The sequence below is a fragment of the Streptomyces sp. NPDC002817 genome, from assembly GCF_053592055.1.
This window is the reverse complement of sequence record NZ_JBSFUY010000023.1, coordinates 1-21,315: the sequence shown is the minus strand read 5'-3', so window position 1 is coordinate 21,315 and position 21,315 is coordinate 1. Positions and strand designations below refer to the sequence as shown.

Here is a 21,315-nt window from a genome sequence, read left to right as displayed (position 1 = left end):
GACACCGCCCACCGATCGCCACCGCACCCCTCGGTGCCCTGCGGCCAAGACGTTCGACAGCACCGCCCCAGCCCGGGACATCGCCGCCCCTCAGACCGAAGCCCGCGCCACCAGGACCTCGGCCTCCTCCTGACGTCGGCCGCTTCGGAGCGGGGCTCCGCCACCACCCGTCGCACCCCCTCCGACACCGCCCGCCGATCGCCACCGCACCCCTCGGTGCCCTGCGGCCAAGACGTTCGACAGCACCGCCCCAGCCCGGGACATCGCCGCCCCTCAGACCGAAGCCCGCGCCACCAGGACCTCGGTCTCCTCCTGACGTCGGCCGCTTCGGAGCGGGGCTCCGCCACCACCCGTCGCACCCCCTCCGACACCGCCCGCCGATCGCCACCGCACCCCTCGGTGCCCTGCGGCCAAGGCGTTCGACAGCACCGCCCCAGCCCGGGACATCGCCGCCCCTCAGACCGAAGCCCGCGCCACCAGGACCTCGGTCTCCTCCTGATGCCGGGCTTTGCGAAACACCGCACCGACCACCGCGCACTGCACGGCCATGGCCAGCGCCAGCGCCAGGCACACCCCCGGCAGCCCGAGCCCCGACAGCCCGTACGCCAACGGCAGTTGGAGCGCCGTGCCGAGCAGCGTCACCCGCAGCAGCACCGGCGCTCCCCCGCTGCCCTCGAAGACCCCGCCGAGCGCGATGAAGCCGGCCATCAGCAGCAGATAGGGCCCGACGCAGCGCAGGAAGAGCACTCCGTCGTGGGCGACCCCGGGCCCGGCACCGAAGGCGGCCATGACCCAGGGAGCGGTCAGGGCCAGCAGGACAGCAGCCCCCAGCGCGAACCCCCCGGACACCAGCACCGCCTGCCGCCCGATCGCCCGCCGCGCGTCCCGGCCTGCGCCCAGCAGATGCGCGGTGTGGATGGAGGCGGCCTGGCGTACGGCGTAGAAGCCCATGGTGGCCACGTACATGACCTTGTACGCGATCGAGTACCCGGCCACCGCCGTCACCCCCAGCCGCGCCACGATCGCGACCAGCACCAGCGCCCCGCCCTGCCGCACGGTGAAGTCGGCGGCCATGGGCAGCCCCGTGCGCAGCGTCCTCCAGAAGGCCACCCCGGGCCCGGCGGCGGTGCGCAGCAGCGCGTTCCGCCGTAGCGCCACCAGTCCCACCCCCAGCGCCACGCCCCGGCACAGCACCGTCGAGGCGGCGGCGCCCCGGACGCCGTAGAGATGGATGAGGAACGGATCGCAGACCAGGATCAGCCCGTTGGCGAGCAGCGCGAGCCGCATCGGGGTCCTCGTGTCCCCCGCGCCCTTGAGGATCCCGTCGACCAGCTGCTGGGCGAAGAACACGGCGATGCCCGGCATCGAGACCGCGAAGTACCCGACCGCCAGCGGCAGCGCCTCGCCCCCGCCGAGGACCAGCCGGGCGAGCGGTTCCCGCAGCAGGAACCCACCGGCCACCACCAGCGGCGTGATCGCCCCGAACACCGCCCAGCCCCCGCGCACGGCCGCCCGCACGGCCCCCGGATCCCGCGCGCCCCGGGCGTGCGCGACCAGCACGGTCGTACCGGAGCCGAAGACCAGGGCGACGCCGAGCAGCACGTTCTCGGCGTTGGTCGCCACCGCGACGGCGGCGACGGCCGGGCCGCCGAGCCGGGAGACCCAGACGGTGTTGATGATCCCGGCGGCGACGGAGGCCAGGAGCGAGAAGTAGACCGGGTGAGCGAGGGCGATGAGCTGCTTGCGATGACTGTTCACGGGTGGACCCCCCTCTTATCGAGCTACCTCTAATCGAGGTAGCTCGATAAGAGGTAGCATGGTGTCACGACACCCGCAAGGAGGAACCACGGTGCTGGAGCTGTCGATCCTGGGCTTCCTGGCCGAAGAGCCCCTGCACGGCTACGAGTTGAAGGAGCGCATCAAGGCGCTCAGCGGCCATGTCCGCCCGGTCAGCGACGGCGCCCTCTACCCCGCGATCACGCGCCTCATCAAGGCCGGCAAGCTCGACCAGCACGAGGAGCCGGGCGCGAGCGCGGCCCCGCGCCGCATCCTCTCCCTCACCGACGAGGGCCGCGAGGACCTGCTGGAGCGCCTGCGCCGGCCCAAGCAGGCCGAGATCACCGACCAGGTCCGCTTCAACACGGTCCTGTCGTTCCTACGACACCTGCCGGACCGCCATGAACAGGCCGAGGTGCTGCGCCGCCGCCTGGACTTCCTGAACGCGCCCACGAGCTTCTTCTACGACGGCGGGGAGCCGGTCCGCGCGGAGGAGACGGACGACCTTTTCCGTGCGGGGATGCTGCGGGTGGCGCGAGCCACCGGGGCGGCGGAACACGCCTGGCTGACGGAGGCGATCGAGAAGCTCGGTCAGCCCAGCTGAGCGCGCAGATAGTCCTTCCACCGCGCGGTGAAGTCGTCCAGGTCCGTGCCGAGCACCCGTTCCAGCGCGTCCTCGACCGCCCCGGCCCGCTCCTTGTGGGCGCCCACGGCCTCGTAGAACTCCCGCAGCTTCGGCTCGCCCCACTGGTCCGCGACCATCCGGCACGCCATCCAGCCGCTCTCGTAGGCCTGCGCCAGCTCGGTCGCGTCGCCGCTGAAGCCGAAGTCCGCGTCCTCGGGCAGCGCCGCCGGCACCCGCCCGTCGGTCACCGCCCGCCAGAGCTCGGGGGCGGCCTGCGCGGGCGAGCGGCCGGAGCCGAGGTAGCCGACGAAGTCGGCGTACCCCTCGGACAGCCACAGGGGCGTGGCGGCGCTGGTGTGGGCGCGGGTGGCGACATGCGTGGTCTCGTGGGTGAGCACGACCTGCTTGCCGACATCACCGAGGACACCGTACGCGTCGGGGTTGACGATGATCCGGTCCGCGGGCGCGCTCGCCGGGGAGCCCGTCTCGCCCGTGGTGACGGCCGCGATCCCGCGGTACGAGGAGGCGGGCGAGCCGAGCAGCCGCGCCATGCCGTCCAGGGAGGTCGGTACGAGGACGACGACATGCCGGGACCAGTCGGTGCCCCAGGCCGCCGAGACGGCCGGAACGGCATGGTCCGCCAGATCGGCGAAGGAGTGCAGGACCTCGGTCGACTGCTCGGCGCCCAGGACGAGGCTGTGCTCGCCGCGCACGACGGCCACCTCGCCCTGGTCCCAGAGCTGCTCGGCGGACTTCTCGGCGGGCTTCTCCGTGTCCACGTACCACTGGCCGCTCGCGTCCAGGCTCAGCGTGAGAGTGCGGCCGACGCTGACCGGTGCGTTGTCGTAGCCCTGTATCCGGTAGTCGAGCTCGGCCTCGGCGGTGGCCGTGGCCCCGTCGCGGTGCAGGGCGGTCAGTCGGTACGACCAGGCCGCGAACGGCACGCCACGGGCGTTCTCGAACCAGTCCAGGTCCCCCGTCCTGCGAAAGGCCGCCCGGTCCCGGTCCAGGACGGCGGCCGAGCGCCGGTCCAGGAGCCGCTGGACATCGGCCCTGGCCGTGTCGGAGGCGGGCCCGCCGCCGCATCCCACCAAGGAGACCAGCAGCAGGCACAGCGCCACGACACCGTGCTTCGACGCCCGCCCTCGACCAGCCATTTCCCGATCGTACGGCGGCGGCGAGGCGTTGGTCAGACCCTGGTGACCGTCGCCCCCGGCATCATGCCCACCGGGTCGTAGCGCACCGGTGCGCCGGGGTAGGGCGCGTGGATGACCTGGCCGTTGCCCACGTACATCCCGACATGGCTGGCGTCCGACCGGTAGGTGACCAGATCACCGGGCTGGGCCTGGGAGAGCGGGACCTGGCGGCCGGCGTGGCGCTGGGCCTGCGAGGTGCGCGGCAGCGAGACACCGGCCTGGCGGTACGACCACACCATCAGGCCCGAGCAGTCGAAGCCGGAGGGACCGGTGGAGCCCCACACGTACGGCTTGCCGAGCGCGCCGCGGGCGGCGGCGACCGCGGCACCGGCCCGGGCGTTGGGCGGGACCGCGCTGCCGAGGTCGGGCATGTCCGCACGGCCCGACCGCGAGGCCCGGTCGTAGGCGGCGCGCTCCGCGGACGGCAGGGAGTTGAGGAGCTCACGGGCCTTGGCGAGCTTCTTCTCGACGGTCCGCTTGTGGGTCGCCACCGCCTTGCGGCTCTTCTCCAGCTCGGAGAGCTGCCCGGCCGCCTCCACGCGCTCCTGGGTGAGCTCGCGCATCGCCTCCTGGAGGTCCTTGAGCTCACCGGCCTGGTGGGCGCTGATCCGGTCGAGGGCGGCGGCCTTGTCGAGGTAGTCGTCCGGGTCGTCGGAGAACAGCAGGGCCAGGGAGGGGTCGAGGCCGCCGGCGCGGTACTGGGCGCCGGCCAGCGAACCGAGCGCCTCCCGCATGGAGTTGATGCGCTCCTGCTGCCGGGCGATCCGGTCCTGTGCGGTGGAGACCTGCTTGCGGAGGGTGTCGGCGCGTTCGTCAGCTTTGTTGTAGGCCTCGGTGGCCTGCTCGGCCTGCTCGTAGAGACGGTCCACCTCGGCACGGGTGTCGTCGTGCGGCGCGGCCGACGCCGGTACGGCTCCGAGGGCCGCGGCGGTGGCTGACAGGACACAGAGCGCGGCGGACGCGCCCCGGTCGAACCCGGACGGTACAAGGCGGCGATGGGACCCCACGGGAAGCCGCACTCCTTCCGCTGGCGGACAAGGACCTTCCCCGCCCGAGCAGAAGGCGCTCAGGGGGAAACGCGGCCGACAGTAACCCTGTGACCGGGCGGCGACCAACGACCTCCGTGAGCACACAACGTGACACCCCGCCACAGACGCAGGTCATGGGCGGGGCGTGGGGTCAGTTCACGTCGTGGTGATTCGCCCGAACGGGCGGCACGGTGTCGCGATCTTGAAGGAGTGCGAGGCCTACGAGGCTCAGATCCGGACGCCGAACTGGAACGGCATGTTGCCGATCGACTCGTAGCGGACGACCGTGCCGGTGCGCGGGGCGTGCAGGACCTGACCGTTGCCGGCGTAGAAGCCGACGTGGTGCTGGTCGCCGTAGAAGATGACCAGGTCGCCGACCTTGAGGTCGGACTGGCTGTAGATCTTCGTGCCGTAGTTGGCCTGGGCCTGCGAGGTACGCGGTATGCCGACGCCGGCCTGGGCGAAGGCCCAGGAGGTCAGACCCGAGCAGTCGAAGGAGGAGGGGCCGGAGGCGCCGTAGACGTACGGCGAGCCGATCTTGCTCTGGGCGGCCTGGAAGGCGGCGAGGGCGCGACCGGAGGCGGGAGCGGTGCTGCCGAGGTCGACGCGCTCGCTGGCGGAGCGGCTGGCGCGGGCGTCCTCGGCGGCGATGGCGGCCTTCTCGGCGGCCGTCAGCGTGTTGAGGAGCTTCTGCGCCTCGCCGAGCTTGCCCTGGACTTCCTTCTTCTTCTTGGCCAGCTCGGTGCGGGTGCTCGAGAGGTCCTTGAGCTTCTCGGAGGCCTCGGAGCGCTCCTGGGCGAGCTCGCGCTGCTTCTCCTGGATCTTCTTCAGCGCGTCGACCTGCTGGGCGCTGAGCTGGTCGGCGGTGGACGCCTTGTCCAGGTAGTCGTCCGGGTTCGACGACAGGAAGAGCTGGAGGGAGGAGTCGATGCTGCCCGTGCGGTACTGGGCGGCGGCCGCCAGGCCCATGGAGTCCCGGAGGTCGTTGAGCTCCTCCTGGCCGCGGGCGACGTTGTCCTGGATGGTGGAGATCTCCTTCTGGAGCTTCTCCTGCTTCTCCTTGGCGCCGTTGAGCTTCTCGGTGGCCTGCTCGGCCTCCTCGTAGAGCTTGTCGACCTTGGACTTGACCTCGTCCTTGCTGGGCTTCTCGCTCGGTGCCGCGTTGGCGGCGTTGGCGCTCAGAGCGACTGCAGCGGCAGCAGCTGTGGTCAGCACGGTCACGCGCGTGCGGCTCGGCTGCTTGGGTCGACGGTGGGACGCCACGGAGGTGAGCTCCTTCTTGTGAGTGATCACCCGTTCGGAGGTTCGAGCCCAGACCCTAGTGACCTTCTTGTGATCAGTTCAAATCCTCACGAGAAAAAACCCGTCACAGACTGCATTCTTTACACACAACTCACGAGCAGTAATGCTCGATTGACGCTACGTTGCGTGACGATTCCGCCAATTCGGGCATTAAACCCGGAAGTTAAACGATCAGGACAGTCGCTTCAAAAGCATCGCCGAAGCGACAGGCCGGGCCCCCGCCTTGGCCACCCCGTCGGCGACCTCGCGGTCGGTGGAGGCGACGATGACCGGCCGCCCCGGCGGCTCGGCGCGCACCAGCTGACGGATCAACTCATCAGCGGTGACACCGGGCTTGGAGAACAGCACCCGCACCCCGCGCGGCGGCGCGAGCAGCACCGGCGCGGCCAGCTCGGCCCCGTCGAAGACACACGTCACTTCTGCCCCGGTTTGGGCGGCGAGCTGCGAGAGCTGTCCGAGCAGCCTGAGCCGCTGCTTCTCCAGGGGCATCTGGGGATAGCCGGTCTTGGTGACGTTGTAGCCGTCGACCACCAAGTGCGCCTGCGGCAGGGCGAGAAGCTGGTCCAGGATCGCGGGGTCGTTCTCGGACAGGGCCCGCGCCGCGATGTCCTTCGGGGTCATTCGTCCCGGTTCGACCGCGTCGACCGTCTCGGCCGGCCGCACGGACACCGGCGGCAACGCCAGCTCCCGGCGCAGCCCTTGGGCCGCGTCGAGCACGGTGTCCAGAAGCAGCCGTACCCGCATGTCCTCGACGCTGCGCCCCTCGCGGGCCGCCCTGCGGGTGGCCTCGAGGGCGGCCTCGACCTCGCCCAGGCGGCCCTTGAGCCGCCGAGCCTCGACCTCGGCGGCGGAGACCTGGGTCTGCCCTTCTGCGCGCACGGTCTCGATCTCGCCCTGGATCTTGCGCAGGGCGGCCTCACCGCGCTTGACGTCGCTGTGGGCGGCGCGCAGCTTCCGGTGCAGCGATTCGGCTTCCTTCTTCGCCGACTCCAGCTCGGTGCGCAGCCGCTCGGTCTCGGTCCGGGTGTGCTCGCGCGCGTGCGCGAGCTCCTCGCGCAGTCGCTCCAGCTCGGCGCGGCTCTCCTCGTCGGCGCGCTCGGCGTCGGCCCGCTGGGCCTCCTCACCGGCCGCCGTCACGAGCTTCACCCAGCCGGTGGGGCGCAGTACATAGGCCGCGGCCGCCACATCGAGCGGATCCGCGGCCGGGGGCGGTGAGCCGGAGTCGAGGGCGCCGGAGAGCTCCGGCTGGGTCTCTCTGAACTTCTCCCCGATCCGCTGGCGGAACAGCGGATCGGTCTCCAGTGCCGCGGCCATCGCGTTGCCGGCGAACTTGGCCCGCCGGTTGGGCGCGAACCGCGCGTACTGTCTGAGCTGTGCGGGCAGTTCGCCGACGGTCAGCCCGCCGAAGCCGTCGGACACGATCTGTACGACCCGGCGGCGCACGCCGTCAGGCAGCGGACGGTCGAGCACCTCAGCGGCGCCGTCGCCCGGCCCCCCGCCTGCGCTCTCCACCATCCGTCAACACCCCAACCGTTCCGCGGGGCCCGCTCCCTCAGGAGCCGGCGCCCGGCCTGTCCACGAGTTCCACCTGATCCACGGCATTGCACCAGCGGCAGCGCACCGACTCGATGGTCTCACTGACCACCTCGCGCTCCTCGACCTTCGGCTCACCGGCGAGGTCGAGGTGGACGTACTCGACGACCTTCGACGAGCGGGTCACGTCGAAGCGCGTGAGGTTGCCACAGAGGGTGCAGCGCCACCGCGTCGAGGCGGTCGGCAGGGGAACCGTCATCGTGACTGTGCTCATTCCTTCTAGGTCTCTATTGTCCGTGACGCACCGGTCTCCCGGCGCGTGTGGCCGTAACCCTACGGCCTGGCAGGGACTCGCCGCTGGTCCGTCCATGGCGGCGAGGCGGTCTGTCGGCTTGCGTCCCGTTACGTCATGCTCTGTGTTCATGATCAGCAACTGGAGCGTGGTGGCCGCCCGGGCGAGCAGATCGCTGTGGCGGTCGGCGCCGATGACCTACGGCCTCATCGCCCTGTGCTGCGCGCTCTTCGTGATCGGCCCGGCGGCGGGCCTCAATCCGGCGTACGGCTCCGGCGACGCGCTGCTGGCCGCCCAGCGCGCCTACTTCCACCGCTGGGGCGTGGTCCCCGCAGAACTGTTCGAGGGTTCGGCCAGAGCCGTGCTCACCCCGGCGACAGCGCTCTTCGTCCACGGCAGCTGGGTCCACCTCCTCGGCAACATGCTCTTCCTCTATGTCTTCGGCGTGCTGACCGAGGAACGGATGGGCCGCGTCCAGTTCACCCTCTTCTACCTGGGCTGCGGCTATCTCGCCCTCCTGGGCTACGCGGCCGCCAACGCCGAATCCGAGCAGTCGCTGGTCGGCGCCTCGGGGGCGATCTCCGCGGTCCTCGGAGCGTTTCTCTACCTGTTCCCCGGGGCCCGGGTGACAAGCCTGCTCCCGTTCCTCTTCTTCCTCCCGCTGCGCTTCCCGGCCTGGGTCGTGCTGCCCTTCTGGGCGGCCCTGCAGTGGCTGGCGGCGGGACAGGCGTCGCACGGCCCGGGGGTGGCGTATCTGGCGCACCTGGTGGGCTTCGGCCTGGGCTTCACCTTCGCGTGGGTGCGATTCGGCCGTGCCACTAGAGTGAAGACCGCCCGAGCTCCGGCCCCCGAGGGAGAGAACCAGCAGTGATCACCGCGATCGTCCTCATCAAGACCAGCGTGGACCGGATCCCCGAGATCGCCGAGTCGATCGCGGCCCTGGACTCCGTGAGCGAGGTCTTCTCCGTCACCGGCACCTACGACCTGATCGCCATGGTCCGGGTCAAGCAGCACGAGGACCTCGCCGAGGTCATCCCCGGCAGCATCAGCAAGATCCCGGGCGTCGAGGGCACCGACACCCACGTCGCCTTCCGCACGTACTCCCAGCACGACCTGGAGGCGGCGTTCGCGATCGGGCTGGACAGCTAGACGGTCATGTCGAGGGCGACGATGCCCTTGTTCGTGCCGGCGTAGACACGGCGGCCGCGGACGACGGGGCTCAGCAGGACGCCCGGATCGGCACCCACCTCGGCCTTCCAGCGCAGCTTGCCCTGTATGTCGAGGGCGTGGATCTCGGTGTCCGTGCGCACGTAGACGGTGGAGTCCACCAGCACCGGGTCCGAGAACGCCCCGCCGCCGCCGTACGTCCAGGCCACCTCGCCGTCCTTGGTGATCGCCCGGAGCGTCGCCTCCGCGGCGGTCACCCCCAGGAAGTCGAAGGTGGCCGCCTTCGCCGGGACGTAGGAACCGGCGATGCCCTGCTCCCTCCACTTCACGCCGCCCGCGAGGTTCAGCCCGAACAGTTCGTTCGCCTGGTTCCCGGTGCTCACGACCACGGTGTCGCCGCTCACGGCCGGGCGGCCGACATCACCGTCCAGTCCGGCGTCCAACGGTGTGGCGGCGCCTTCGTCGGTGATGCCGTAGAGGTGGTTGTCGTAGCAGGGCACGTAGAGGACGCGGTCGGCCACCACGAGTTCCTCGTACGGCGCACCACCCAGCGAAGCCTTCCAGCGCACCTCGCCCCGGCCGCCGTACGCCCGCACGACACCCGGACCGTCGAAGGTGCTCAGAGCGGAGCCGACGACGACGGCACCCCCGAGCACCGCGGGCTGCCGGAAGTACGGGCTGGGCAGATCCCGCGTCCACATCCGCTCGCCGTCGGCGCTCACCGCGATGAGCCGGCCCGGTTCGGCCGGTTCCCCGTCCGCGTTCACGGTGTCGGTGACCACGGCGACGAAGATCCCGTCGGCGGTGACGACCGGCCTGGTGACGGTGGCCTCCCCCTTGATGAGGGACACCCCCCAGCGTTCCTTGCCGTCGCTGCCCACGGCCCGCAGGGTCCCGTCGGCCACGGCGATGTACAGCGTCCGACCGTCGGCGGACAGCGCCCCGCACGGACCCCCGGCCACGCTCGGCGCGCCGCCGGCCTCGTACGTCCAGCTCACAGCCGCCTTCCGGGCGACGGCCCCCGGCGTGCTCGCGCTCCCGCTCTTCCCCTCAGCATCGATGTCCGGCCTCCCGAGCCACCACCAGCCGCCCGCTCCCCCGACGGCGGCGACCACGGCTCCTCCCGCCGCGACCCGCAACAGCCCGCGGCGCGACGGCCGTACACCTGGTGCGGCCGCCGCTCCCTCGGACACCTCCCACGCGTCCGGCACCGGCGTATCCGCCACCGTCACCGGCGCCACGTACTCGACCCGGCTCTCCCGGTCCCCCGACTCCCCCTGCGGAAGCCACCGTTCGTCACCCCTGGCAGCCGCGGACTCCGCCGAGGCGGCGCTGAACCAGCCCGGCCGTACGCTCTCCCGCAGCGACCCCGCCGTATGCCCCACGGCCTCGACCACCGCCTCCGGCGTCGGCCGCTCCCCCGGCTCGTCCCGCAGACAGGACTCCACCAGCGGCAGCAGCCCGTCCGGGACGCCCATCAGGTCGAAGTCCCGGGTCAGCACCCGCAGCAGGATCACCGAGTCCTGGCCCTCGCCGAAGGGCTCGCGGCCGCTCGCCGCGTACGCCAGCACCGCGCCCAGGGCGAAGACGTCGCTCGGCGGGCCGACCTGGCCGCCGTTGCGGATCTGCTCGGGCGAGACATAGCCGACCGAGCCGACGATCGCGCCCGTGCGGGTCATCGCCGTGGCCTCCAGCGCCCGCACGATCCCGAAGTCGATGACCCGGGGGCCGTCCGGCGCGAGCAGGATGTTGGAGGGCTTGAGGTCCCGGTGGACCATGCCCTTGGCGTGGATCGCGCCCAGCGCCTCACCCAGCGCCGCCGCCAGCACCCGTACCGCCGCCTCCGGCAGCGCCCCGCCGTCCAGCACCGCGTCCCGGAGGTTCGGGCCCTCCACGAACTCCGTCGCCATCCACGGGTGCTCGCCCTCGGGGTCGGCGTCGACCACGCGCGCGGTGAACGTCCCCGTCCCGCCGACCGTCTGCGCGGCCCGCACCTCCTGCCGGAACCGGGCGCGGAAGGTGCGGTCCTGGGCGTACTCGGACCGCACGACCTTCACCGCCAGCCGCAGTCCCGCCCGTGACTCGGCGAGATAGACCTCGCCCATGCCGCCCGAGCCGAGCCGGCCCCGTACCTCGTACGGGCCGATCCTGCGTGGGTCCGTCGCGCGCAGCACCTGCACTTCCTGCTCCCCCGTCAACGTGAACCTGTCGAGGAGGCAGGGTATAGCAGGCCCGTCAGCAGGTCAGACCGCCGGGACGCAACGGCCGTCCTCCGTGCGGTACTTCCACTTCGCACCGTCCTGGACGAGCTCCTTGACGGCGGTCACGAAGCGCTCGACGTGCTCGTCCGGCGTCCCCGCACCGAAGCTCACCCGGATCGCGTTGAGGGACTTCTCGCCGGGCGCGGCCTCCGGAGCTCCGCACTCGCCCTGGGTCTGGGGGTCGCTGCCGAGGAGGGTGCGGACGAGGGGGTGGGCGCAGAAGAGACCGTCGCGGACGCCGATGCCGTACTCGGCGGAGAGGGCGGCGGCGAAGTGGGAGCTGTTCCAGCCCTCGACGACGAAGGAGATCACGCCGACGCGCGGGGCGTCGTCCCCGAAGAGGGAGAGGATCCGGACCTCCGGGACCTCGGCGAGGCCTGTCTTCACCCTCTCGATCAGGTACTGCTCACGGGCGACCAGGGTGTCGAAGCCGGCCTCGGTGAGCGCCTTGCAGGCCGACGCGATGGAGTAGGCGCCGATCACGTTCGGGGAGCCGGCCTCGTGGCGGGCCGCGGTCTCGTGCCACTCGACGTCCACGCCGCCGTCCTCACGACGGGTGACCTTGCGGCTGGCGCCGCCGCCCGCGAGGTAGGGATCGGCGGCCTGGAGCCAGTCGGCGCGGCCCGCGAGGACACCGGAGCCGAAGGGCGCGTACAGCTTGTGGCCGGAGAAGGCGATCCAGTCGACGTCCAGGTCCTGCACGGAGACCGGGTGGTGGGGGGCCAGCTGAGCGGCGTCCAGGACGATCCGGGCGCCGTGCGCGTGGGCGGCGGCGGCCAGCTCGCGCACCGGCCACAGCTCGCCGGTGACGTTGGAGGCGCCGGTCACGCAGACCAGGGCCGATCCGTAGGGGTCCCGGGCGGCGAGGGCCTGCTCCAGGGTCTCGACGGCCTGCTGCGGGGTGCGCGGGGCGTTGAGGTAGGTGACGCGGGCGTCCTTCCAGGGCAGCAGGCTCGCGTGGTGCTCGGTCTCGAAGACGAAGACCTGGCAGTCGGCGGGGAGGGCCTGGGCGAGGAGGTTCAGGGAGTCCGTGGTCGAGCGGGTGAAGATCAGCTGGTCGTCGGCGCGGCAGTCCAGGAACTCGCTGATCGTGTTCCGGGCGTTCTCGAAGAGGTCCGTCGACAGCTGGGAGAGGTAGCCGGCGCCGCGGTGGACGCTGCCGTAGTAGGGAGCGTAGGCCGCCACGTCGTCCCACACGCGCTGCAGGGCGGGCGCGCTGGCCGCGTAGTCGAGGGCAGCGTAGGTGACCTCGCCACCGGTGACGAGCGGGACGGTGACATCGCTTCCCAGAACGGACAGCGGGGCACAAATGGTCTGGGCGGCGGCAGCGGTGGAGACAGACATGGGAACTCCCGTGAGAGAGCATGCCGAAGAAGGACATGCGGAGGTGAGGAAAAGGGTGCGCGGAGGCGGGGCTCGGCAGCCCTATCGCATTCGCTTGCTCACGGAAGACTCCCTCGAACGACCAGGACCCCTGGATTCGAGAGGGGCCCGCGCTTGCCGTAGACCTCGCTGCCTACGGCCTGGTCTTCACCCGGGGCACCCCGCCACGGACGGAGGGTTGCCGGACAGTCGGCCGGGGCCTCATGACTGTCACTCATGACCTGGTACAGGAACGTACGCGATGTGATCGTCGTCCCGCAACCCGTGTCCGGATCGCGGGACGACCATCGGTGGACGTCAGGCGTTGCTGGCCGCCGCCCAGCGCTCCAGCGTCCGCTTGGCCGCGCCGGAGTCGATCGACTCGGCCGCCTTCACCATGCCGGCCCGGATCTGGTCCACGAGCGGTGCCTCCGTCGGTGCGAACGCCATCAGCGCCGCGGCCGAGTTGAGCAGTACCGCGTCCCGCACCGGTCCGGTCCCGCCGTCCAGCAGACGTCGGGCGACCTCGGCGTTGAACGAGGCGTCCGCGCCCCGCAGCGCCTCCACCGGCACCAGTTCGAGACCGACGTCCCGCGGGTCGAAGGCCTCCTCGCGCACCTTGCCGTCGCGGACGATCCACACTCGTGAAGTGGCCGTGGTCGTCAGCTCGTCGAGACCGTCGTCACCGCGGAAGACCAGCGCGGAGGAGCCGCGCTCGGCCAGCACTCCGGCGATGAGCCCCGCCATCCGGGTGTCGAAGCAGCCGACCGCCGAGGCGGTGACCCGCGCGGGGTTGGTCAGCGGGCCGAGCAGGTTGAACGAGGTAGGGATCCCGAGATCCCGGCGGACTCCGCCGACGAACCGCATCGACGGGTGGAACTTGGCCGCGAAACAGAAGGTGATGCCGGCCTCGTCCACCACCTGGGCCACCCGCGCGGGCGACAGGTCCAGGTTGATGCCGAGCTTCTCCAGGACGTCGGAGGAACCGCTCGCCGAGGACGAGGCCCGGTTGCCGTGCTTGACGACCTTCGCCCCGGTGCCCGCGATCACGATGGCGGACATCGTCGAGATGTTGACCGTCTTCGCCCGGTCGCCGCCGGTGCCGACGATGTCGACGGCCGGCCCGGGGATGTCCAGCGGCTGCGCGTGCGCGTACATCGCCTCGACGAGACCGGTGATCTCCTCGACCGTCTCCCCCTTGGCCCGCAGCGCCACCATGAACCCCGCGATCTGGGCGTCCGTGGCCTCGCCGCTCATGAAGCGGTCCATCGCCCACGCCGTGTCACCGGAACTCAGGTCCTGCCCGGCGAGCAGGGCGCTCAGTACGTCGGGCCAGGAACGGCCCGCCGCGATGTCGCCTCCAGCGGGGGTCACAGCGCTCATAAGGCCGCTCCAGGATGTCGTAGAAGAGTGTGCCCCCACCCTATCCAGCCGCAGGGCACGGCAAAGGGCCCCGTCCGTTGTTCGGACGGGGCCCTTCGGCGCGCGTGGCGAGCGCAGCGATCAGTGGTGGCCGTGGCCGCTCGTGATCTCCTTGTACTCCTCGGCGGTCGGCTTGGGGATCTGGGACTCCTCGCCGAAGTAAGCCTTGCTCAGCTTGACCCGCAGCTTCTCGGAACCCTTCACCTTGCGCTCCACGCCGTTGTCGTCGACCGTCGGGCCGATCTCGGCCGGCACGTACTGCTCGTGCGCGGTGAGCGTGTGCAGCGCGTCCTGGGTGAGCGGCTCGTGCACCTCGATGAACTCACCGTGCGGCAGGCGCTTGATGATGCCCGACTCGCGGCCGTGCAGCACCTTGTCCTTGTCGCGGCGCTGGAGGCCGAGGCAGATGCGCTTGGTCGCGATGAACGCGAGCACCGGGGCCACGAAGAACGCGATCCGGACGAACCAGGTGATCGAGTTGATCGACAGGTGGAAGTGCGTGGCCCAGAGGTCGTTTCCACCACCGATGAGCAGCACCATGTACCAGGTGATCCACGCGACGCCGAAGGCCGTACGGGTCGGCGCGTTGCGCGGGCGGTCCAGGATGTGGTGCTCGCGCCTGTCGCCGGTGACCCAGGCCTCGATGAACGGGTAGACCGCGATCGCGACCAGGACCAGCGGGAAGATCACCAGCGGGATGAACACACCCAGGACGAGCGTGTGACCCCAGAAGTTGATCTCCCAGCCCGGCATCACTCGGATCAGACCCTCGGAGAAGCCCATGTACCAGTCGGGCTGGGCGCCCGTGGACACCTGGTCCGGCCGGTAGGGGCCCATGGACCAGATCGGGTTGATCGAGGCGATCGCCGAGATGACCGCGATGACACCGAAGACCAGGAAGAAGAAGCCTCCGGCCTTGGCCGTGTAGACCGGGAACAGCGGCATGCCGACCACGTTCTTGTTGGTCTTGCCGGGGCCCGCGTACTGCGTGTGCTTGTGGACGAACACCAGGATCAGGTGCGCCACCATCAGGCCGAGCATGATGCCCGGCAGCAGCAGGATGTGGACCGAGTAGAAGCGGGCCACGAAGTCGCCGCCCGGGAACTCGCCACCGAACAGGAAGAACGACAGGTACGTGCCGACGATCGGCACGGACAGGACCGCGCCCTCCATGAAGCGGACACCGGTGCCGGAGAGCAGGTCGTCCGGGAGCGAGTAGCCGGTGAAACCGGTGAACATGCCCAGGACGAACAGCAGGAAGCCGAACAGCCAGTTGACCTCACGCGGCTTGCGGAACGCACCCGTGAAGAACACGCGCATCATGTGCACGAACATGCCGGCGAGGAAGATCAGCGCCGCCCAGTGGTGGATCTGCCGGATCAGCAGACCACCGCGCACATCGAAGGAGATGTGCATGGTCGAGTTGAACGCCTCGGACATCAGCTGTCCCTGCAGCGGGACGTAGCTGCCGTGGTACTCCACCTCGTTCATCGACGGGTGGAAGAACAGCGTCAGATACACACCCGTGAGGATGATGATGATGAAGCTGTACAAGCAGATCTCGCCCAGCATGAACGACCAGTGGTCGGGGAAGATCTTGCGCATGTTGGCCTTGGCCAGGGAGTAGATCCCCAGCCGGCCGTCGGCCCAGTCGGCGAGCTTCTCGCCGGCCGGCGCCTTCCCGCGGTCGCGGGCGGGCTCGTTGTTCTCGTTGGTGCTCATCCGCGCTCCCAGAAGGCAGGACCGACAGGCTCTTCGAAGTCGCCCTGCGCTTCGAGGTAGCCCTCGTCGTTCACGGCGATGCGCAGCTGCGGCAGGGCGTGACCGGCGGGGCCGAAGATCACTCGGGCGCCGTCGGAGAGGTCGAAGGTGGACTGGTGGCAGGGGCAGAGCACGTGGTGCGTCTGCTGCTCGTACAGGGAGATCGGGCAACCGACGTGGGTGCAGATCTTCGAGTACGCGACGATGCCCTCGTGGGACCACTCGAGCTCGCGCTTGTCCTTGATGTCGTCCGGCTGGAGCCGGACGATCATCAGGGCCGCCTTGGCGATCTCCGTCTGGAACTCGTGGTCGTCCTCCTCCAGGCCATCGGGCTTGGCGAAGGTCAGCGAACCGACGACGACGTCCGAGGGGCGCAGCGGCTCGTTCGTGTTCATGTTGACGAGCAGCAGCCCCTTCTTCCACATGGTGTGGCGGAGCTTGGTCCCGGGCAGCGGGCCGAGGTCGCGCAGCAGCACGACTCCGGCGAGCGGCACCAGGGTGAGCGCACCGAGCATCGTGTTGCGGATCAGCTTGCGACGGCCGATCGCGGACTCCTTGGTGCCCGCCTTCCAGTCTTCGAAGACCTTCTCGCGGACCTCGGCAGGGGCCGAGATCGGGTGCCGCTCGTCGACCATCTCCTCGTCGGACATCAACGTGCGGGCCCAGTGGACCGCGCCCGCGCCGATCGAGAAGAGCGCCACACCGAGGGTCAGACCGAGCGCGAAGTTCAGCGCGTTGATGTGACCGATCGGGAAGACGAAGATCGCCTTGTCGTGCGGCACCGCCACGTACGAGGCGATGAAGGCGACCGTGGCCAGCATCGACAGCGTGAACAGGAAGGCGACCACACGCTCGGAGCGCCGGGCGGCCACCTCGTCGATGTCCTGGACCCGGTGCTCGTGGGGCGGCAGGCCGGGGTCGGCGAACGGGTGCTTGTCGTCCGCGACGCTTACCGCACCATGTGCGTCCTGCTCTGCGGGCAGGTTCTCGTTCTCTTCCGGAATGTCTTGGCTACTCATGACTTCTTGGCCTTTGCGGTCCGGGCGGCGAGCCAGACGGCAACCGCGATGAGCGCACCGAGTCCGAACACCCACGCGAACAGACCCTCGCTGACCGGACCGAGTCCGCCCAGTTCGAGGCCGCCGGGGCTCTCGGTGTCCTCCCCGTTGACCGCGTCGAGGTACGCGATGATGTCCTGCTTGTTCTGCTCCGACAGGGTGGTGTCGGGGAACGACGGCATGTTCTGCGGGCCGGTCTGCATGGCCTCGTAGATGTGCTTCGGGTCGACGCCCTCGAGGTCGGGCGCGAACTTGCCGTGCGTCAGCGCGCCACCCTTGCCGGTGAAGTTGTGGCACTGCGCGCAGTTGGTGCGGAACAGCTCGCCACCCTTGGCGATGTCCGCTCCGTCCGGGCTGTACTCGTTCTTCGTCGGGATGGCCGGACCGGCACCCAACGAGGAGATGTACGCGGCGAGCTGGTCGATCTCGGCCTGCGTGTAGATGACCTTCTTCTTCGGGACCTGCGCGCCGGGCTGCTGGGCCGGCATACGGCCGGTGCCGACCTGGAAGTCGACGGCCGCGGCGCCCACACCCACGAGGCTCGGGCCGTCGGTGGTGCCCTGACCACCGGTGCCGTGGCAGCTTGCGCAGCCCACGGCGTACAGCTTCTTGCCCTCCTCGATGGTGAGGGACTGGGCGGTCTCATCGGCCTGCGCCTTGTCCGCCGGCGCGAACGCGGCGTACAGCCCCCCGGTGGCCGCCAGCGCGAGGAGTAGGACGACGACCGCCGCCAGCGGATGGCGTCGTCGTGCGGAGAGCTTTTTCACGGATTACCCCGGTGTCAGGATCTTCTGCGTCGATGCTTCTGGAATGTGCGGGAGCGGGCCCGGCTACTTGATCAGGTAGATCGTGGCAAAGAGGCCGATCCAGACGACATCGACGAAGTGCCAGTAGTAGGACACGACGATGGCTGCGGTCGCCTGCTCGTGCGTGAACCTCTTGGCCGCGTAGGTACGGCCGAGGACGAACAGGAAGGCGATGAGGCCACCCGTCACGTGCAGACCGTGGAAACCGGTGGTCAGGTAGAAGACCGAGCCGTACGGGTCCGAGGAGAGCGAGAGGCCCTCGTGCTTCACCAGCTCGGTGTACTCGTACACCTGGCCGCCGATGAAGATCGCACCCATCACGAACGTGACGATGAACCACATCCGGAGCTTCTTCACGTCACCGCGCTCGGCGGCGAAAACGCCGAGCTGGCAGGTGAGGGAGGAGAGCACCAGGATCGTGGTGTTCGTCGCCGAGAACGGGAGGTTCAGGAAGTCTGCCTTCTCCTTCCAGAACTCGGGACCGGTCACCGATCGGAGGGTGAAGTACATCGCGAAGAGGGCCGCGAAGAACATCAGCTCGGAACTCAGCCAGATGATGGTTCCGACGCTGGTGAGGTTCGGCCGGTTGACCGACGGGTGCGCGTGCCCGGTTTCTACTGTCGTTGCTGTCGCCACGACCGACATTATGTCGGTCCCTTATCCCGCCCTCACTCCCGGGGGTGCCGTTCGGGGTGTCCGCAGCGTGTGTACTGCCCGTATGGCCCATCGCGGGGGTGTTCAAGCGGGTGTTGACCGGCTGTTCAAGGGAGTAGCATCCGCCGCATCGGGCTCTGCCCGTTCATGGCCGTACGACACTGATGTCACGGAGGATCCATGCAGGCGACCGCCACGGTGCTGGTCTACAGCGACGACTCCAACACCCGCGAGCAGGTGCGGCTCGCCACCGGACGCAGGCCCGCTCCCGACGTCCCCCAGGTCGAGTTCGTGGAGTGCGCGACGCCTGCCGCCGTCATCAAGGAACTGGACCGGGGCGGGATCGACGTCGCTGTCCTGGACGGCGAGGCCGTGCCCATGGGCGGCATGGGACTGTGCCGGCAGGCCAAGGACGAGATCTTCAACTGCCCGCCGGTGCTGCTGCTGATCGGGCGCCCCCAGGACGCCTGGCTGGCCACCTGGAGCCGTGCCGAGGCCGCGGTGACGCATCCCGTGGACCCGGTGGAGTTCGCGTCGGCGCTGGCGTCCCTGCTGCGTCAGAAGAGGGCTCTGAGCGCCTGATACGGCCGCTCAGACCGATTCGGGACGCAGTCTCGCCTTCTCCTCCGGGCGGGGGCCGTCGGGGCTTCCGCCCACCAGGGCGCTGCCGTTGCGCCACTTCTTCCAGCCGAGGTTCCAGTCCCCGAAGCCGTTGCCGAAGGCCTCCATGGTGTCGCCGTAGGAGTTCACGACCTTGACGACGTCACCCTCACGGACGTTGTCGAAGAACCACTCGGCGTTGCCGGTGCTCATGCCCGTGCAGCCGTGGCTGACGTTGGCGTAGCCCTGTGACCCGACCGACCAGGGGGCGGCGTGCACGTACTCGCCGCTCCAGGTGACGCGGGTGGCGTAGTAGACGGGCAGGTCGTACGACTCCGAGGAGCCCTCGGAGATACCGATGCTGGTGCCGCGCATCCGTACGAAGTACTCCTTGCCCAGTACGACCTTGACGCCGTTGCGGGTCTCGAAGCCGGGCTTTCCGGTGGTGACCGGGATGTCGTTGATCGCCTTGCCGTTCTTGTAGACCGTCATGGAGTGCGAGGACGCGTCCGTGACGGCGATGACCCGGTCGCCCGTGGTCAGCTTGAGGGGCTTGACCTTGCCGCCCCACAACCGGTCGCTGATCTTGATGCCGTCCAGGTTGCTTCGAACCTGGATGGTGGCCTTGCTGGGCCAGTACTCCTTGGGCCGGTAGTGGAGTTCCTTGTCGTCCACCCAGTGCCAAGCGCCCTCCACGGCGGGCATCGAGTCGACCTTGAGCGCGCGCTCCACGATGGCCCGCTGCGCCTTGTCCTTGACGGGCTTGCTGAGTTCGGCCGTGATGGGCTGGCCGACGCCGTACGTGCCCGCCTTGGGGCCGAAGGTGACCTTCAGGCGCTTCTTGGTGAGGGGCTTGCCGGTGTCGAAGGCGAGGACCTTGCGGCCGGGCGCCCCGTCCTCGTCCTCGGTGCTCACCCGCACCGTGTAGTGGGCGCTGGCGGCCAGCGGGCTGGTGCTGTGCCAGCGGGTGCCGTCGGCGGAGAGTTCGCCCGCCACATAGCGTCCTGTCGCGTCCAGCGCCGTGACGTCCGTGATGCGCCCGTCGTCGTCCTCGGCGGTGACTTCCAGGGGCTTGTCCGGGTCGGCCTTCTTGCCGTCGTCCGAGGGGCCGTTGAAGGAGATCTGGTCCGCCGCGTCGTACGGCGCCGCCGACAGCGGGCTGCCCTCGCTGCTGCAGGCGGTGCCGCCGGCGGTCAGGGCGACCACCAGCAGCGTGCAGGAGATGACGGTGCGTGTACGCGGAGTCTGGCTCATGACTTCACGCTAGGAAGCTTCGTCAGCGGCGGCGCGGTGGGTAACTCGTACGAGGGAACAGCACTGCTGCAAAAGCGGGAGCCCGGACGCTCCTGACGGAGTGTCCGGGCTCTTTTGCGCTCAGCTCGTGCTACTGGGTGCGGTTCTCACCGCGGTAGTACTCGAAGACCCAGCCCCACAGGCCGATCATGATCAGCGGCGCCGAGAAGTACATCAGCCACCAGCCGATCGCGATCGACAGGAACGCCAGCGCGCCACCGATGGCGAGCGACAGCGGCTGCCAGCTGTGCGGGCTGAAGAACCCGACCTCGCCGGCGTCGTCCGCGACGTCCGCCTCCTTGTTGTCCTGCGCACCGACGTCGACCCGCTTGGCCGTGAAGCCCAGGTAGAAGCCGATCATGATGCACAGGCCGAAGGCCAGGAAGAGCGCCGTGGTACCGGCCGGCTCCTTCGACCACACGCCGTAGACGACCGCCATGGCGAGCACGAAGACGCTCAGCCACATGAACATCCAGCCTTGGACCTTCACTTGCCGGCCTCCTTGCCACCAGCCAGGGCCTTCTCACCGTGAGGCGCGTTCTCGAGCTGGTCGAGAGCCGCGATCTCCGGGTGATGCAGGTCGAACGCCGGGGATTCGCTGCGGATCCGCGGCAGGGTGAGGAAGTTGTGCCGCGGGGGTGGGCAGGACGTCGCCCACTCGAGCGAGCGGCCGTAGCCCCACGGGTCGTCGACCTCGACCTTCTTGCCGTACTTGGCCGTCTTCCACACGTTGTAGAAGAAGGGCAGCACCGACGCGCCGAGGACGAACGAGCTGATCGTCGAGATCGTGTTCAGGGCGGTGAAGCCGTCGGCCGCGAGGTAGTCCGCGTAACGACGGGGCATGCCCTCGGCACCCAGCCAGTGCTGGACCAGGAAGGTGCCGTGGAAGCCGATGAACAGCGTCCAGAAGGTGATCTTGCCGAGGCGCTCGTCGAGCATCTTGCCGGTCATCTTCGGCCACCAGAAGTGGAAGCCGGAGAACATCGCGAAGACGACGGTGCCGAACACCACGTAGTGGAAGTGCGCCACCACGAAGTACGAGTCCGAGACGTGGAAGTCCATCGGCGGCGAGGCCAGGATGACACCGGTCAGACCACCGAAGGTGAAGGTGATCAGGAAGCCGGTGGCCCAGAGCATCGGTGTCTCGAAGGACAACGAGCCCTTCCACATCGTTCCGAT

Annotated in this window: 20 protein-coding genes and 1 riboswitch; of the genes, 4 read left to right on the top strand and 16 right to left on the bottom strand. The window is 69.7% G+C overall.

What is annotated here, in order from left to right:
- Positions 1-456: 456 nt before the first annotated feature.
- Positions 457-1,758: an MATE family efflux transporter gene (locus ACWD3I_RS33305; protein WP_365402343.1), complete on the bottom strand. Its 1,302-nt coding sequence runs from the start codon at positions 1,756-1,758 to the stop codon at positions 457-459.
- 91 nt (positions 1,759-1,849) lie between these two features.
- On the opposite strand from ACWD3I_RS33305, the gene ACWD3I_RS33300 reads away from it, so the two are divergent.
- Positions 1,850-2,380, top strand: a complete 531-nt coding sequence (locus ACWD3I_RS33300) for a PadR family transcriptional regulator (protein WP_365402346.1) — start codon at positions 1,850-1,852, stop codon at positions 2,378-2,380.
- Here the strand turns inward: ACWD3I_RS33300 and ACWD3I_RS33295 are convergent.
- From ACWD3I_RS33295 to ACWD3I_RS33275, 5 genes are all read right to left on the bottom strand, one after another.
- Positions 2,368-3,558: a hypothetical protein gene (locus ACWD3I_RS33295; RefSeq protein WP_365402349.1), complete on the bottom strand. Its 1,191-nt coding sequence runs from the start codon at positions 3,556-3,558 to the stop codon at positions 2,368-2,370. The genes ACWD3I_RS33300 and ACWD3I_RS33295 overlap by 13 nt on opposite strands.
- Before the next feature lie 32 nt (positions 3,559-3,590).
- Positions 3,591-4,604, bottom strand: coding sequence for a C40 family peptidase (locus ACWD3I_RS33290; RefSeq protein WP_365402352.1), 1,014 nt, complete (start codon positions 4,602-4,604; stop codon positions 3,591-3,593).
- Positions 4,605-4,853: 249 nt separating this feature from the next.
- Positions 4,854-5,888 carry a C40 family peptidase gene (locus ACWD3I_RS33285; protein ID WP_365402355.1) on the bottom strand — a complete coding sequence of 345 codons (1,035 nt, stop codon included), beginning with the start codon at positions 5,886-5,888 and terminating at the stop codon, positions 4,854-4,856.
- A 210-nt stretch (positions 5,889-6,098) separates the two neighbouring features.
- Positions 6,099-7,442: an NYN domain-containing protein gene (locus ACWD3I_RS33280; protein ID WP_365402358.1), complete on the bottom strand. Its 1,344-nt coding sequence runs from the start codon at positions 7,440-7,442 to the stop codon at positions 6,099-6,101.
- A gap of 37 nt (positions 7,443-7,479) precedes the next feature.
- Entirely contained in the window at positions 7,480-7,719 is a 240-nt protein-coding gene (locus ACWD3I_RS33275; protein ID WP_037719539.1) for a hypothetical protein, read from the bottom strand.
- 163 nt (positions 7,720-7,882) lie between these two features.
- On the opposite strand from ACWD3I_RS33275, the gene ACWD3I_RS33270 reads away from it, so the two are divergent.
- Positions 7,883-8,623, top strand: a complete 741-nt coding sequence (locus tag ACWD3I_RS33270) for a rhomboid family intramembrane serine protease (RefSeq protein ID WP_365402362.1) — start codon at positions 7,883-7,885, stop codon at positions 8,621-8,623.
- Positions 8,620-8,901 carry an Lrp/AsnC family transcriptional regulator gene (locus tag ACWD3I_RS33265; RefSeq protein WP_046261229.1) on the top strand — a complete coding sequence of 94 codons (282 nt, stop codon included), beginning with the start codon at positions 8,620-8,622 and terminating at the stop codon, positions 8,899-8,901. Before ACWD3I_RS33270 ends, ACWD3I_RS33265 begins: the two co-directional genes overlap by 4 nt.
- Here ACWD3I_RS33265 and ACWD3I_RS33260 read toward each other — a convergent pair.
- The 7 genes from ACWD3I_RS33260 to ctaE form a co-directional block, all read right to left on the bottom strand.
- Positions 8,898-11,099, bottom strand: coding sequence for a protein kinase domain-containing protein (locus tag ACWD3I_RS33260; RefSeq protein ID WP_365402365.1), 2,202 nt, complete (start codon positions 11,097-11,099; stop codon positions 8,898-8,900). The two genes, ACWD3I_RS33265 and ACWD3I_RS33260, sit on opposite strands and share 4 nt — an antisense overlap.
- A gap of 63 nt (positions 11,100-11,162) precedes the next feature.
- Positions 11,163-12,524, bottom strand: coding sequence for an aminotransferase class V-fold PLP-dependent enzyme (locus ACWD3I_RS33255; RefSeq protein ID WP_365402368.1), 1,362 nt, complete (start codon positions 12,522-12,524; stop codon positions 11,163-11,165).
- A 144-nt stretch (positions 12,525-12,668) separates the two neighbouring features.
- A riboswitch (SAM riboswitch) is annotated at positions 12,669-12,785 on the bottom strand.
- A 75-nt stretch (positions 12,786-12,860) separates the two neighbouring features.
- A complete protein-coding gene (trpD, locus tag ACWD3I_RS33250) occupies positions 12,861-13,925 on the bottom strand; it encodes an anthranilate phosphoribosyltransferase (protein ID WP_365402371.1) in 1,065 nt (354 codons plus the stop codon).
- A gap of 120 nt (positions 13,926-14,045) precedes the next feature.
- Positions 14,046-15,686: a cytochrome bc1 complex cytochrome b subunit gene (gene qcrB, locus ACWD3I_RS33245; protein WP_365402374.1), complete on the bottom strand. Its 1,641-nt coding sequence runs from the start codon at positions 15,684-15,686 to the stop codon at positions 14,046-14,048.
- The gene (qcrA, locus tag ACWD3I_RS33240) at positions 15,683-16,744 is read right to left on the bottom strand and encodes a cytochrome bc1 complex Rieske iron-sulfur subunit (RefSeq protein ID WP_365402377.1); all 1,062 of its coding nucleotides are present in this window, start codon (positions 16,742-16,744) and stop codon (positions 15,683-15,685) included. The genes qcrB and qcrA overlap by 4 nt, the downstream gene beginning before the upstream one ends.
- Positions 16,741-17,550: a cytochrome bc1 complex diheme cytochrome c subunit gene (gene qcrC, locus ACWD3I_RS33235; protein WP_046261223.1), complete on the bottom strand. Its 810-nt coding sequence runs from the start codon at positions 17,548-17,550 to the stop codon at positions 16,741-16,743. The genes qcrA and qcrC overlap by 4 nt, the downstream gene beginning before the upstream one ends.
- 63 nt (positions 17,551-17,613) lie before the next feature.
- On the bottom strand, positions 17,614-18,234 hold the full coding sequence (gene ctaE, locus ACWD3I_RS33230; RefSeq protein WP_171141838.1) for an aa3-type cytochrome oxidase subunit III: 621 nt from the start codon (positions 18,232-18,234) through the stop codon (positions 17,614-17,616).
- A gap of 189 nt (positions 18,235-18,423) precedes the next feature.
- On the opposite strand from ctaE, the gene ACWD3I_RS33225 reads away from it, so the two are divergent.
- Positions 18,424-18,825, top strand: a complete 402-nt coding sequence (locus ACWD3I_RS33225) for a response regulator (RefSeq protein ID WP_046261221.1) — start codon at positions 18,424-18,426, stop codon at positions 18,823-18,825.
- A 9-nt stretch (positions 18,826-18,834) separates the two neighbouring features.
- Here the strand turns inward: ACWD3I_RS33225 and ACWD3I_RS33220 are convergent, their stop codons facing one another.
- From ACWD3I_RS33220 to ACWD3I_RS33210, 3 genes are all read right to left on the bottom strand, one after another.
- The gene (locus ACWD3I_RS33220; protein ID WP_365402383.1) at positions 18,835-20,097 is read right to left on the bottom strand and encodes a L,D-transpeptidase; all 1,263 of its coding nucleotides are present in this window, start codon (positions 20,095-20,097) and stop codon (positions 18,835-18,837) included.
- A gap of 130 nt (positions 20,098-20,227) precedes the next feature.
- The gene (locus tag ACWD3I_RS33215) at positions 20,228-20,626 is read right to left on the bottom strand and encodes a cytochrome c oxidase subunit 4 (protein WP_365402386.1); all 399 of its coding nucleotides are present in this window, start codon (positions 20,624-20,626) and stop codon (positions 20,228-20,230) included.
- The coding region (locus ACWD3I_RS33210) for a cytochrome c oxidase subunit I (RefSeq protein WP_365402389.1) at positions 20,623-21,315 on the bottom strand (693 nt) is incomplete at its 5' end. The genes ACWD3I_RS33215 and ACWD3I_RS33210, both read right to left, overlap by 4 nt.